General features: G+C 34.3%; 12 protein-coding genes and 3 pseudogenes. 11 read left to right on the plus strand and 4 right to left on the minus strand.

Annotation, left to right across the window (positions count from 1 at the left end; all coding sequences use genetic code 11):
- Positions 1–166: 166 nt before the first annotated feature.
- The 4 genes and pseudogenes from AB3I27_RS12835 to AB3I27_RS12850 form a co-directional block, all read right to left on the minus strand.
- Positions 167–484, minus strand: a complete 318-nt coding sequence (locus AB3I27_RS12835; protein ID WP_002290394.1) for a type II toxin-antitoxin system RelE/ParE family toxin — start codon at positions 482–484, stop codon at positions 167–169.
- Complete coding sequence (locus tag AB3I27_RS12840) at positions 485–739, minus strand: AbrB family transcriptional regulator (protein WP_002290397.1); 255 nt, start codon at positions 737–739, stop codon at positions 485–487.
- A gap of 267 nt (positions 740–1,006) precedes the next feature.
- A pseudogene (locus AB3I27_RS12845) lies at positions 1,007–1,231 on the minus strand (type II toxin-antitoxin system RelE/ParE family toxin).
- 553 nt (positions 1,232–1,784) lie between these two features.
- Positions 1,785–1,871: pseudogene (locus AB3I27_RS12850) on the minus strand (single-stranded DNA-binding protein); the annotation flags it as partial.
- Positions 1,872–3,036: 1,165 nt separating this feature from the next.
- Between AB3I27_RS12850 and AB3I27_RS12855 the strand changes: the two are divergent.
- From AB3I27_RS12855 to AB3I27_RS12905, 11 genes and pseudogenes are all read left to right on the plus strand, one after another.
- Positions 3,037–4,077 (plus strand): replication initiator protein A, encoded by a 1,041-nt coding sequence (locus tag AB3I27_RS12855; protein WP_002295675.1) that lies wholly within the window; start codon positions 3,037–3,039, stop codon positions 4,075–4,077.
- Positions 4,078–4,901: 824 nt separating this feature from the next.
- Positions 4,902–5,234 (plus strand): type IV conjugative transfer system protein TraE, encoded by a 333-nt coding sequence (gene traE / locus AB3I27_RS12860; RefSeq protein ID WP_002323647.1) that lies wholly within the window; start codon positions 4,902–4,904, stop codon positions 5,232–5,234.
- 618 nt (positions 5,235–5,852) lie between these two features.
- Positions 5,853–6,194 carry a DUF5406 family protein gene (locus AB3I27_RS12865; RefSeq protein WP_002295674.1) on the plus strand — a complete coding sequence of 114 codons (342 nt, stop codon included), beginning with the start codon at positions 5,853–5,855 and terminating at the stop codon, positions 6,192–6,194.
- Positions 6,195–6,307: 113 nt separating this feature from the next.
- Positions 6,308–6,547, plus strand: a complete 240-nt coding sequence (locus AB3I27_RS12870) for a hypothetical protein (RefSeq protein ID WP_002295673.1) — start codon at positions 6,308–6,310, stop codon at positions 6,545–6,547.
- Positions 6,548–6,613: 66 nt separating this feature from the next.
- Positions 6,614–6,841 (plus strand): hypothetical protein, encoded by a 228-nt coding sequence (locus AB3I27_RS12875; protein ID WP_002299891.1) that lies wholly within the window; start codon positions 6,614–6,616, stop codon positions 6,839–6,841.
- A 493-nt stretch (positions 6,842–7,334) separates the two neighbouring features.
- Positions 7,335–7,736: an IS200/IS605 family transposase gene (gene tnpA, locus AB3I27_RS12880; protein WP_002320594.1), complete on the plus strand. Its 402-nt coding sequence runs from the start codon at positions 7,335–7,337 to the stop codon at positions 7,734–7,736.
- 23 nt (positions 7,737–7,759) lie between these two features.
- Positions 7,760–8,878: pseudogene (locus AB3I27_RS12885) on the plus strand (RNA-guided endonuclease TnpB family protein).
- 195 nt (positions 8,879–9,073) lie between these two features.
- The gene (locus AB3I27_RS12890; protein WP_002336710.1) at positions 9,074–9,745 is read left to right on the plus strand and encodes a class A sortase; all 672 of its coding nucleotides are present in this window, start codon (positions 9,074–9,076) and stop codon (positions 9,743–9,745) included.
- A gap of 52 nt (positions 9,746–9,797) precedes the next feature.
- Positions 9,798–11,774 carry a SpaA isopeptide-forming pilin-related protein gene (locus tag AB3I27_RS12895; protein WP_279285173.1) on the plus strand — a complete coding sequence of 659 codons (1,977 nt, stop codon included), beginning with the start codon at positions 9,798–9,800 and terminating at the stop codon, positions 11,772–11,774.
- A gap of 14 nt (positions 11,775–11,788) precedes the next feature.
- Positions 11,789–12,541: a class C sortase gene (locus AB3I27_RS12900; protein WP_002293487.1), complete on the plus strand. Its 753-nt coding sequence runs from the start codon at positions 11,789–11,791 to the stop codon at positions 12,539–12,541.
- 15 nt (positions 12,542–12,556) lie between these two features.
- On the plus strand, positions 12,557–13,312 hold the full coding sequence (locus AB3I27_RS12905; RefSeq protein WP_002320589.1) for a pilin N-terminal domain-containing protein: 756 nt from the start codon (positions 12,557–12,559) through the stop codon (positions 13,310–13,312).
- The last annotated feature ends 11 nt before the right edge of the window (positions 13,313–13,323 follow it).

The following is a 13,323-nucleotide window of genomic DNA, read 5'->3' on the forward strand; positions in this document are numbered from 1 at the left end:
CTCTAGACTAATGATTGTATCTTTAGACCTTCGGCCATAACATGGAGCAAAATAAAAAGGTACTAAGTCTTATATATCAATCTTCGAGTAACCGACGGTTAACAACCATATCGAGCGGCATTAATCACCCACCTGTAGAGGATGAGCGACTTTTGCCTAATTATTGTTAAAAGCCTAGTTTCATTTGTTTAGATTGGAAAATACGTCCTACAAGTATCTCTTTTTTTTCATGGTCGATCCGATAAAATAAGGCATAGCTTTTGCCGATCACGATCCGATATGTTGGGATATCCATTCCATAGATTTCGGAAACTTCCTCATGCATAGTTGGAAAATTTTTGGTTAGTTCTAAAGCCTTCTGGATCGCACCTACAAATCTTTTTATGCTGGCTGGAGAAAGAGCAAGCTCATTTTCCCATTCTTCTATTATCGTTTCAAGGCTGGTCTGGAAACTTTTAGAATAAACTAGCGTGTACTCTTTCATCTATTCACTCCAGCCGTATTTTCCGAAAGCTTTTACCATTTCAATTTCTGAAACTGTTAAACCTTTCTCAAAGTCTTGGAAACTTTCTTCAATCAATTTGCGATCGTGTTCTTTTGCTATTTGAGTAGTATCTAATATGAATAAGTTGCCTTCTTGTTTGGCTTGGATAGTGTCTCCGCTTTTTAATCCAAGAGAGCTTGGAAGGATCACTCCCACGCTATTGCCGATCTTTCTAACCTTTAGTTCTTTTCCCATGTTATCACACTCCTTTTAGTTTTTGATAAATAAATTATAACATGTTATAACAACAATTGCCAACGGTGTTTCTTAAGGGATTCCACTCCATATTATTATTGGACAAAATAAGCCACTTAGAACGCTGAAAACATGTACAAACGATGTCAAAATACGAGTGAACTACTCAGCATACACTTCCGTTAACATCCATTTAAGTAGGTATTTTTATTATATATAGATTTAACATATGTCGGTCGGTCGGTCGGTTGATTGATATAGCTAAAGTTATAACTCAACCGAAGCCGATTCATCCACACGAATAAAGTTGCGAGTGTTCTCGGCTAATTCATAAAAATTGTTATGTGTTCCATATAGCAATACTGGAATAACTTTATTTTCTTGAATCTCATAAGCAACTCTATACACGGTGACCGCATACTTAAATCCATTAGACCAATTACCTGATAAACCTCCAGTTTTTTGCTCTTACTTAAATGGATCAATAGCAATTTCATCACAAACCTATAGAGGATGAGTGACTTCTGCCTAATTACGTTAAAAAATATTGAAAGTAACTCTATGTAGCAAAAAATATCTAGAATTTCATTTCCTCAAAACTGATCGATATTGTATCTAAAAATATATACTACCTAAAATAGGTAGTATATATTAAAATATGTGCTTTTGTTAGAAAAATCAATACATCAATTATCATATCTGTATATGTCATTTAGGTATTTCAGTTATGTTATAATAGTTTTGCTGTCTGCTAACCCGACCTAATCTGGCAAGGGGAGGAGGAGATATAATGAAATACCTTTTTGATTTTGTTTTTGCAATCAAGCCATTTGCAGAGGTAACTGCACACTACATCTGCAAGTGGCTTGATTGCAAAATTGCCAAAAAAGACAGTAAGCCTACCCGTTAATTCTATAATATAGAAACGTAAAAAAAACCCCATCAGCCTGCACGCTGATGGGGTTTGGTGATATAATGAAATACCTCTTTGTTACTCATAATTATACCATAATTAGTCACGAATGCAACCAATAGAAAAAAATACTTAGAACGGTAGATCATCGCTAATAACAATGCATTGTCCACCAAATGGATTTTGTGAAGCATTAAATACATTGTTATTAATTGTCGCTGCTTTTAACTAGGCCTCTCCCCTTCTATTATAAAAGAAGATATATATTATTTCTTAATTACCTACTACCTTAAACCAAAATTTAAGTACTACCTAATTTAAGTAGTACTTAAATAATCTAAAAAATAGTTATCCCAATTGTTATGCTTTTATAATACGATTATTTGTAACAAAATGAATATTATATAATTAAGCACTACCATATTTAGGTAGTGTTTAATTATTAGCAAAACAAAAAATATTTATTCTATTCTCTTAACTTCAACTAAGTTATGCTGCACACCTTTATATAAATCATATGCAACTCATTAGCTAGACAAACTACAAGCATGTAGTTTTATCTGTTAATTATGTACTACCTAAATAAATTAGTTTATAATTAACAAGTATATATATTTAAAAATTTAAGATTAATTTTTTTATGACTTGTACAAATTTATCTGATATTCTCTTATTAAGAACTACCTAATTTGGGTAGTTCTTATTTTTTACATTTTAAGTAGTATTTAATTGCAATTTGGTAGTATTTTTTTATTATCTTATTCCTAGAACGGTAGTACTTAATATAAATATAGGTAGTATCTAATTTAAGTATTAATGGTAGTATCTAATTTAACAGGTAGTATGTAACTACTTTAAAGTAATTTTTTTCAGATTAACACAGTAGTATCTTATTAAATAAGTTAATTTTAATGGTAGTACATAATTATTATATATATCTGACATTGGTAGTACTTATTGTATTTTTTAGTAGTATATAATCTATTGTTTTCTAGCCTAAAGCCTTGTCTTATAAGAATAATATAATATATACTACTGAAATAAGGTAGTATATATCACTAGTAATGGTAGTATGTTTTATATGCATAAGGTAGTTCTTAATTTATTTTTTGTTTTGACACTGGTAGTACTTAATTATCTTTAATTTTAAAACTAAATTTTATTCATACGTTCTTCTGGTAGTATTTAATTATAAATAATATTTATTTAAAGTAGTTCTTAATGACTTTAAAGGTAGTACATAATTCATTTTATTTCTGATTTTAGGTAGTATTTAATTAAAAAACAGTTTTAATGCGTTTGCATTTTTTATTTATCTTTGCTATTTTCGAAAAGAGTAGGTAATTTTACATAAATAAAACAACGTGAAAGTAGAGGATCTACAATGACTGATTTTAATTTTTTTAAGGCGGATAGAGTTTACAACGAATTATTTTATCAATTTCCAAAAGTCTTTATTGTTTCTGACGAATACAAAAAAATGAAAGATTCAACTAAGATTGCCTATATGCTTTTAAAAGCAAGATTAGAGATCGCAATCAGCAAACGGCAAATCGATGAAGAAGGTAATGTTTATTTTACTTATACGACAAATGAACTATGTAGCGTATTAAACTGCCAAAAACAAAAAGCGATAGCAATCAAAAAAGAGTTGGAATCCTTTGGTTTATTATTACAAAAGCAGATGGGATTTAACAAACAGTTAGGGAAAAATAATCCTAATAGACTATATCTAGCAGAATTAAAAGTCTCAGAAAATGATATCTACTTACTCGAAAAATTTGATAGAGAGAATAGGGAAAACGTTGATAAATCAGAGGGTATGAAAATCATACCCACCCTCGACGAAAAATCAGACGCTGAATCCCTTGGGGCTCAAGAGGGTATGAAAATCATACCGTGCCAAAACGTTGATAAATCAGAGGGTATGAAAATCATACCAGAACTTAATAATAATATATTAGACACTAATAGACACAATATAGACACTGAAAAAGACCGCCTACAAGATCAATTGTTGTTAGACAATTTTGAGACAATTATGACAAACGACAGCATTGCTACGTTTGTCCCTGAACGAGTATTAAATTTGATAAAAACATTTTCTTCAAGTTACAGTGAAGCTCAAAAAACCGTCCAGACTATTCATAATGCAAAGAAAAAAGCTGAAATAGAAAGTGGTATTTCGATAGTTTTTGAAGAACTCGATAGTTATTATGTCAATGCAGAACAAGAATTATACACGACACTGTTAAAAGCCTATCAAAAATTAAAAACCGAAAAAGTCGAAAATATCCAGAACCTGATTTTTGTCTATGTAAAAAATTGGTTTATCGAAAAACCAATAGCTGCTAAAGTATCAAGTGAAAAACGTTTGAATTATGAAAGCTCCCCAAGCACTATTACGAAAGACTGGTTAGAGTGAAACTTTACTGACAAAGTGATTGTTGCTTCATGGAGTAACATTAAAATTAAAAATTTTTTATTATTCTAATTATATTACGAATATTACAAAATAATAGCTATTTTAATAGAATTTATAAGTTAAAATATTATGATAAAAATCACAAACGTAGCCTTTTACGTCATAAGTGTTAAAAGAAATAATTAATTTCAAATATAGAAAAGGGAACGTATGTTTGCATACTCCTTTTTTTTGAGTTATAATAATACGCGAAGAGAGATAATTTCATTATTTAAACAAGCTAAAAATCTTGATATTACTTCTTTTCAGGCAATACGAATATTATTCGCTTACATTTTTTTGTATAAATTTAATTGTCTGCTATGCTTGTGATGAATTGATTTTCGTTCTGCACTTTTGGATGATAAATTTGGACAATTGAAAATACAAAAAAAAGAAAGGCGGTATGAACTCGGAAGGCTGGTAACCTTCGTCAGCGTTCATACACGGCATTAAGATTTGGCCCTTAATGCGTTAACCTTTCAGTGTTACGGTATTACCCGCAATGGATTTAGTATAACAGATATTCAAAAGTGATACCACTTTTTTTGGCTGTGTTAAGGTTAAAAATACGTGATATTACGATGAATCTATGCCTAAGCATAATGTTATAAAAATGTCCGTGTGGCTCTTTGCCGTATGACGAACGCTGAAATTAGAGGGAACGCATGTTTGGATGCGTTCCCTCTTTTTTGTTTGTCATGAACGAAAATCAATTCTCTATTTTTGAAAAATAACAAGAAAAACTTGTTAAAAATATTTAAAGAAATTGGGTGGTTTATTTTATGTCATATACAGGAATTTTGAGTCTCAAAGATATTTGTCACTACGGTAAACGGTGTACCGCTACAGAGAAAATCACGAAGAAACTATCAACTGGCCAAAGTAAAACCGTTGTGCAGTGTAAGAAATATATAATCCAGAAAGACAAAGTCTCAGAGGAAATGATTTATTACATTGGGAAACAAAAGCAAATAATTTTAAAAGATCCTATCCCCTTAAAAGAGCTATATCCAACAATCAAACATGTTTATGACCAAAACGGTGTACTGATTGGTCGAAGAAAAAATGGAGTCTTGCGTTGTACCGCAAAAGGGATGGGGCGTTTGATCGGCTGAATTGATCATTCTCATAACTTGTATTTTATCGTTTTTCGCTTGCTTGAAAATATTGTCGAGACTTCTAAAGGAACTTAGAGTCACTAGAAAAATAAGGAGTAGACTTGATCTATCAACAATTCCCTTCGGGGAGTGACGGGGTAGGTTTTAACGATTGGTAACGTAAAAAATTGGTCAATCGAGTAAATGCGCTTGTTTGGATAGTGGTGAAATGAATTTGTGTAAATAATAAGCGCAGAGTAAACAAGAGGGAATTTAGAAGTTAGACAAGTTAGAATAGCGTCTAGATTAATCATGAGCAGCTACTAAGGGATCTAGACTTTGACGCAAACTCATGGAATAAGGAGTAGGTCTTCTCGTAATGGGGAGGACGCACAAGAAATTGTGTCGTGTGCTGCAGTACATGTAGATACTTGCGAGGACGTTGATTATTGGATCAATCGAGCATTTACCGCTGTCTACTAGGGTTTCTCGTTTCGGACGCCATAAACGAGTCGAAATTTTTTATGTATTTTTAAGTAAACGAAAAACGATAAAATATGAACAAGTCCTGAATAAAGTGAAAAAATTGATATAAAACATAGAGAAAATGAAATTTACGTAATGGAGGAATGACAAATGAAAAATTATGATCCGAATATACGATTGGGCACACATACTATTAAGGTTTCTTTCCAACGTTGGGATTACAAAGGATTTGTGACGTTTAGAAGGGGCGGAAATTGTAAAGGATTAGATGTTTTAGCATTAGACGAGGATGATTTATACGATCAAACATTGACTGATAATCCAATTGGATTCGGCTTGCTACCTGAAGATGATGAAGGTAATGAATGGTTTAAAATGACGCTTATGAATGATAATGGAGACGAATTATCTGTTGAAGATACTTGGTCATATTTGAGTGATTATATTGTCAGCTTTGAAATCATTGAATTTGTAGCGGATAAAGAAGAATAAAAACTGGAGGAATAAATTTTACAGATAAAGGCTTAGAAGGAGTCACGACGATTAATAAAAAGGTAGTATTACCTTAGGCATTGAGTAAGGAATTTATTTAGGAGGAATAGTAGATGGCGCGACCAGTTTTAGAGGCGATGGATATGGATACTTTGACAAAAGGAAGGTATGTACAGCTGTTAGCTCGTGGTTATTCACCTAAAGAAGTATTCAAAGCCTTATCTAAAGGAACAGATATGGAAAAAGAAAGATTGCGAAAAGAATTCGATTATTGGAGAACCCATAATGGAATCAAGGATTTGAAACCAGCACGGCCAGTAATTAAACGAAAGAAAAAGATAACCCAAGACTGAAGTGTAGAGCGTATGTGATCATAGGCTTTTTTATTTTTGCAAAAAACAAGGAAGGTAGGAAAACTCATGAATTATGAAGAAATCGAAAACAGAAAAAAAGTGTCGAAAGAAATGGAAGAAAAGTTACTAAAAACGATGAAGCAAAAACACCTTAAAAGATTATCTGTCGCGCAATATATCAATGATATGCAGTTAACAGGAAAAGAGAAAGCTTGTTTGTTAGGTTCAATGAAAAACTTTGAACAGTTGAGACGAACTTATAGCTTTTGCGGGCGAGAAAACCCACGGTTTTAACCGTGTGGATGATAGCCCGCACTGTACTGTAAGAGCATAGGGAAACTTGTGCTTAGTGGAATATATAAAATCTCGTATATCCCAACAAAGAAACTGAATTGCGGGGAACCCCTAAAGCGAGTAAAACGACAACGTAGTCTTGAAATAGGCAAACGTGACCGTGGCGAAAGCAGAAAAAATTTACTCGATAGCATATGGTTAAATCCTAAGTGTTGCGACAATGGGCAATCTGCAGCGAAGACTCGAACAGAGTAACGTTCAACGACTATTCCTCTTGAGGGAAGTACACACAAGCGTGTGGAAGTGGTTTCGCCGTACTGGGTAAAGCCAACGGATAAGATATAGTCTGTGCTGGCACGAAAGTGTCAGAAGTTCATCAGAGAACTGCATAGGAAGTAGCGAACCTATGTGAACAAACTCCACATAAAAAATTCTTCATTCTTTTGTGTATATTAACATTGATTTAGTACATGGCTTAACCTAAAATTAAGGTATGGATAACGAATACAGACACTCAAAGACAACTGTATCGTTAGTCAATTACCACTTTGTTTTTTGCCCAAGGTATCGTCGGAAAATATTCGTTAATTCTGAAGTAGATGCTAGATTTAAAGCACTCGTTCAAGAAATAGCAAAGGAAAACGAGTGGAACATCATTGCAATAGAAACAGATAAAGATCATTGTCATTTATTAATAAATGTTCAGCCTACGTATTCTCCTTCTAAAATCATGAAGATAATAAAAGGTAAGACATCTAGAATAATCCGGCAAGAGTTTGAACACTTAAGTAAAATGCCAAGTGTTTGGACACGTTCATACTTTGTTTCAACCGCAGGAAATGTATCTAGCGAAATTATCAAGCGATATGTTGAGAACCAAAGAACAAGATATTGATTGCGTTAAGGAGGTGTGCAGAAATGAAAAAGGCTCATAAAATCAGGATTTACCCCAACTGTCGGCAAGAAATTCAATTTCAAAAAACATTCGGATGAGTTCGTTTCTATTGGAACTTTCTACTAGATCAACGTATAACGAATTACAAGAAGAAAAAAGAAAATGCCGATTACAAAGAAGATAAGACAACGTATGCTTCATTGAAAAAAATGGAAGAATACGCTTGGTTAAAAGAAGTTGAAGCTCAACCACTTAGCCAAGTAGCCATGGATCTAAATAAAGCATTTAAAAATACGTTCAACTCTACTTTTGGATTTCCTAAATTCAAAAGTAAGAAGTATTCCAAAAAGTCCTATCGAACAGCTATGGGTATAAAGGTGAATAGAAACTACTTTTATGTATCCAAGGTTGGCTGGGTAAAAATGGCTGAAACGTTGCGTTTCAATGGTAAATTAATGAATGTGACAATCAGCCAGTCAAAAACAGAAAAATATTTTGCAACTTTTTTAGTCGATACTGAAAACTTCCAAAAAGATCCTGTGACGGAATCCATTGGTTTAGATTTGGGTCTTACTCATTTCTGCATAACTTCCGCAGGTGAGAAGATAGGAAACGAGAGATTCTATCGATCATTAGAAAAACGCTTAGTGGTAGAGCAACGTAAACTTTCAAGACGCTTAGAAGTAGCAAAGAAGCATAATCGTAAATTAGAAGAGTGCAAAAACTACCAAAAGCAAAGAGTGAAAGTGGCACGTATCCATGAAAAGATTTTTAACCAACGAAATGACTTTTTACACAAACTGTCTTCTCGTATAACTGATGAGAACCAAATCATTTGTATTGAGGACTTGAATGTAACAGGCATGGTTAGAAATCATAAATTAGCTAAATCAATAGCAGACGTATCTTGGAGTGAATTTGTAAGGCAATTAACATACAAGTGTGAATGGAAAGGTCGAACGTTAGTAAAAATCGACCGTTTTTACCCTAGCTCGCAAATATGTTCTTCTTGTGGTCATAATGACGGTAAGAAAGAGTTAGATATTAGAGAATGGACTTGTAGCAATTGCGGAACAAATCATGACAGAGATATCAACGCTAGTATAAACATTGGAACCGAAGGACTTTCGGGGATAGCTTAGTAAATTTGCGCCCGTTTGGGTGTATTACCTAAGAACCCCATGACTTTAGTCGTGTGGAGTGTCAGGTGAAAACAAGTTCTAATTGTCAACTATTGTTAGAAGTCTCATGACATTCATTAATAGAATTCATTTTTAAAACTTTTTCTATGGAAATGAGAAAAAGTTTTTTTGTTTTGTCTGAAAGGAGGCAGATGGATGAAAAAATGGTTATTTGGTTTTTTAGGAGTCACTTTAATCGTCTTTTGCAGTGTGTTTGGCTATGTTAGCTACCAAAAACATGAAGGAGAGGTGTTTAAGCAAAATATAGAAAAAAAGATGCCCGTAGATCAAATCAATGCACATGCAAAGAGTTATAAGGAGGATGCAACGAACGTCAATAATGATATGTCTTTGGGGCAAATGTTGTCCATACAAAAAGAAGCAATCGAAATGGGCGTCAATAAACAAGTATTTGCACAAATTCAGATTCCTGCACTTGGTTTAGCATTGCCAATTTTTAAAGGGGCAAATCAATACACTTTGAGTCTTGGAGCGGCTACTTATTTTTATGAAGATGCCGAAATGGGCAAAGGAAACTATGTCCTAGCAGGTCATAACATGGAAATGCCAGGTGTTTTATTTTCTGATATTCAGAAGTTGTCATTAGGGGAGGTGATGGACTTAGTTAGTAACGATGGCGTCTATCGTTACAAGGTAACGCGTAAATTTATCGTACCTGGGTACTTTAAATTAATCGATGGCGTTCCTGAAGAGAACTCTTTCTTGTCTTTGCCAAAGAAAGGAGAGAAACCCTTATTAACGTTGTTTACTTGTGTCTATACGTCACAAGGAAAAGAAAGATACGTGGTACAGGGAGAGCTACAATAACAAGGTTTTAATCAACGCGAGTCGTTGAAATATGAAATGAGGAGAGTAAAAAATGGCAATAAATCGGTATGTAAAAAAAGCTGGAATGCTTATTGGAATGTTAGGAATCATTGCAGGCTGCTTTCAGGGATATCGAGCATATGCAGAAGATGTCACGCAAAAAACGCCACCAGAGAAGGTCAATATCACGGTTCATAAATTAATGTACGATCAAGGAACGCAATTGAATGTTGATATTGACGGGATCAAAAACGATGGTTATACGCACGATCAATATCCTACAGGTGTAACGAAATACAACAAGGCAGATTATGGTGATGTTGAGTTTACGTTAGGAAATATTACGGATCAAGTATTACCGACTGAAGATTCTGATCTAACCAACGCGAAAGTGGACGAAATCGTTAAAGATGTAGAAGAAAAGGGATCTAACAGTGAGTACGTCAAGAATGCAACCAACAAAATTACTTCAGCTGTAGATGAAAATGGTGAGATTACTTTTGCTGATCAACCAGCCTATGTCAATTCCAAAGGGAATGTATATGTGGTTTATGAAAGTAAATCCGCTGCTGGATTAGTCACACAAAAAGCAAAACCAATGGTTGTGATTGCGCCAATGACTGATAATACAGGTTCAGGTTTTTTAAAAGACATTCACTTATATCCTAAAAATATTGTTTCTAAGTTGAGTTTTGAATTAACGAAATTTGGTGACGATGGCACAGCTCAAAGCAAACAAACACCTTTAAAAGGGGCAAAATTTGAGTTATACAAGGGCGAACCTGGAAAAGGAACAAAATTAGGAGATCTTGTATCGGATGATCAAGGAAAGCTGACTGCTACTGATTTGACGTTAGGAAAATACTATTTTGTGGAAGTTCCTTCAGAAGTTGTAGTGGGATCAGATAAAGAACCAACAGCAGATCAATATTTATTAGGCGCAGACGCTCGCAACGATGCGCACAATAAATTAACCTTTGAAATTACGAATGATGGCGTGACAAGTGACTTAAAAGCTTCATACGTAAACTATAAAGCACCAGTGATCGATAAAACAGTAACAAATGGAACAGGACAAGAACATTCTTTCCAAATTGGTGACGCAGTAAATTATCAAGGAACGATTCATATCCCAACAGACATTGCAGGCGGAGCAGACGGTATCACAGTAAACGGAGTGAAAAGCGAAACTTCTCTTTACAGTGTATTTAAATGGGGGGATACAGCAGGACAAGGACTTTCTTATGTCGCTGCTAAAGCAAATATCAAAGTAACAAATAAAGATGGATCTGTGGTATTAAAAGAAAATACAGATTATAAAATCCAAAATTCAGAAAATGGCTTTGTGATCGATTTTATCGTGAATAATGGCCAAGTAAGTGATACTGTAGCAAGTTTACACGGACAAGATCTTCAAATGACTTATAACATGTATGTAAATGACAGCGCAGCTGTTGCCAATCCATTAACAAATAGCGTGGATTTCGTTTATAACAACAATCCATTTAATCAGGAAGAACACCACGAAAAAACGAAAGCTGACGTTGTGACTTATGGTGCAAAATTCTTAAAAGTCGATAGCGGACTATTTGGAACAGGAATCAAAGCAACACCGCTTGAAGGCGCAGAATTTGCTGCTAAAAACGCAGAAGGAAAATATTATGGTGGATTAGTTGATACGGATAAAGACGGTGTCAAAGAAGCAGTATGGGTAGACGATGTAGCAAATGCAGCGATCCTAAAATCAGATAAAGAAGGTCACTTTGAAATCACTGGTTTAACTGAAGGTAAATATTCACTGGAAGAAACAAAAGCGCCTGAAAACTATCAAAAATTAACGAAAGAGATCTCTTTCAAAGTAGACAAAGATTCATACAAAGAAGAAAACCGAATCACGATCAAAAACAATCAAAAAGCTTCCGTACCAATGACCGGTAGCAACGGTTTTCAAACGTATGTATTAATCTCTTGCTTGTTGCTAGGAGCAGGGGCACTTTCTGCAGTTGTTTACTTTAAGAAGAAAGCCTAGAAGGATCAAAACCAATGATTATCAGGAAGCCTAAGAAAAAGCGAATCATGGGTAAATGGATCATTGCTTTCTGGTTACTTTCAGCTGTAGGTGTCTTACTTTTGATGCCTGCTGAAGCGAGCGTGGCGAAATACCAACAAAATCAGCAGATTGCCGCAATCGATCGAACAGGAACGGCAGCAGAAACGGATTCTTCTTTGGATGTTGCTAAGATTGAGTTAGGCGATCCTGTTGGTATTCTTACAATTCCAAGTATTTCTTTAAAACTACCAATTTATGACGGAACGTCCGACAAAATTTTAGAAAATGGTGTAGGTATTACGGAAGGAACTGGTGATATTACAGGAGGAAACGGTAAAAATCCTTTAATCGCAGGTCATAGTGGACTTTATAAAGATAATCTTTTTGATGATTTACCTTCAGTAAAAAAGGGAGAAAAGTTTTATATCAAAGTTGATGGTGAGCAGCACGCTTATCAAATCGATCGGATTGAGGAAGTGCAAAAAGACGAACTACAAAGAAACTTTGTCACTTACTTAGAACCAAATCCCAATGAAGATCGAGTAACGCTAATGACATGTACGCCTAAGGGGATCAACACACACCGTTTTCTAGTGTATGGGAAGCGAGTAACCTTTACAAAATCAGAATTAAAAGATGAAGAAAATAAGAAACAAAAATTATCTTGGAAATGGCTTTTAGGAAGTACTGTTTTTCTTTCAGTCATGATCATTGGTTCGCTATTTGTTTATAAAAAGAAAAAATAAAGGAGGGTAACCAACATGAGAAATAGAAAATGGCTATTTGTTTGTGCAGCCGCTCTTTTTTCTTTCACTGCCTACACACAGTTGACGTTTGCAGACAGACAAGAAAGCACGGATAGCACAGAACAAACAATCCAAACGTCAGATAGCAGCACGATTCAAAGCAGCGATGAAACCGTCGATTCGTCAACAGTTGATTCTTCAGAAGAACCTAAAATTGCTGAAGACGATCAAATAGTCAAACAGACCATTCACGTTCAAAAGATTATTTCTTCAGAACAATTAGACAACCAGGGGCATGAAAAACAAGAAGGAGTAAATGGCGCGAAGTTTTCTGTTTATGATGTATCGGACATTTTACAAAAGATGGATGTTAAGGATCTCACTACTGACCAAATTGAATCCCAATTAAAAGATCGAGTGAAAAAACTATCCAGTGATCAATTGAAGCTAGTTTCTAATGGAGAAACAAAGACAATTGATCAACAAACAGGTGTCTTTGAATTCTCGGTAGAAGTACAGGCAAATCAGAAACAAGCTTATTATATTGTCAATGAATCAAGTCCTGAAAACATTTCTAATAGCGAGGATATTTTGCTATTAACACCTGTTTCTGATAAAAACGGTGAATTCTTAAAGGATGTGTGGATCTATCCTAAATCAGAAGCTTCGCAACCTAAAGAAGAAGTAAAAAAAATCGTTTCTACTGGCGTAAAGAAAAACTTCTTTGAGAATTGTTGGGATTTTGTTACTCACTTGTTTTCTAGAGATTAAGGAAGAAATAA

The organism is Enterococcus sp. C46 (assembly GCF_040887565.1).
In the GTDB taxonomy this organism is placed as follows: Bacteria; Bacillota; Bacilli; order Lactobacillales; family Enterococcaceae; genus Enterococcus_B; species Enterococcus_B lactis.

What these genes read in the sequence shown, in the direction of transcription:
- AB3I27_RS12835 (WP_002290394.1), bottom strand. Translation starts at nt 484, where the DNA reads ATGAAAGAGTACACGCTAGTTTATTCTAAAAGTTTCCAGACCAGCCTT.
- AB3I27_RS12840 (WP_002290397.1), bottom strand. Translation starts at nt 739, where the DNA reads ATGGGAAAAGAACTAAAGGTTAGAAAGATCGGCAATAGCGTGGGAGTG.
- AB3I27_RS12855 (WP_002295675.1), top strand. Translation starts at nt 3,037, where the DNA reads ATGACTGATTTTAATTTTTTTAAGGCGGATAGAGTTTACAACGAATTA.
- traE (WP_002323647.1), top strand. Translation starts at nt 4,902, where the DNA reads ATGTCATATACAGGAATTTTGAGTCTCAAAGATATTTGTCACTACGGT.
- AB3I27_RS12865 (WP_002295674.1), top strand. Translation starts at nt 5,853, where the DNA reads ATGAAAAATTATGATCCGAATATACGATTGGGCACACATACTATTAAG.
- AB3I27_RS12870 (WP_002295673.1), top strand. Translation starts at nt 6,308, where the DNA reads ATGGCGCGACCAGTTTTAGAGGCGATGGATATGGATACTTTGACAAAA.
- AB3I27_RS12875 (WP_002299891.1), top strand. Translation starts at nt 6,614, where the DNA reads ATGAATTATGAAGAAATCGAAAACAGAAAAAAAGTGTCGAAAGAAATG.
- tnpA (WP_002320594.1), top strand. Translation starts at nt 7,335, where the DNA reads ATGGATAACGAATACAGACACTCAAAGACAACTGTATCGTTAGTCAAT.
- AB3I27_RS12890 (WP_002336710.1), top strand. Translation starts at nt 9,074, where the DNA reads ATGAAAAAATGGTTATTTGGTTTTTTAGGAGTCACTTTAATCGTCTTT.
- AB3I27_RS12895 (WP_279285173.1), top strand. Translation starts at nt 9,798, where the DNA reads ATGGCAATAAATCGGTATGTAAAAAAAGCTGGAATGCTTATTGGAATG.
- AB3I27_RS12900 (WP_002293487.1), top strand. Translation starts at nt 11,789, where the DNA reads ATGATTATCAGGAAGCCTAAGAAAAAGCGAATCATGGGTAAATGGATC.
- AB3I27_RS12905 (WP_002320589.1), top strand. Translation starts at nt 12,557, where the DNA reads ATGAGAAATAGAAAATGGCTATTTGTTTGTGCAGCCGCTCTTTTTTCT.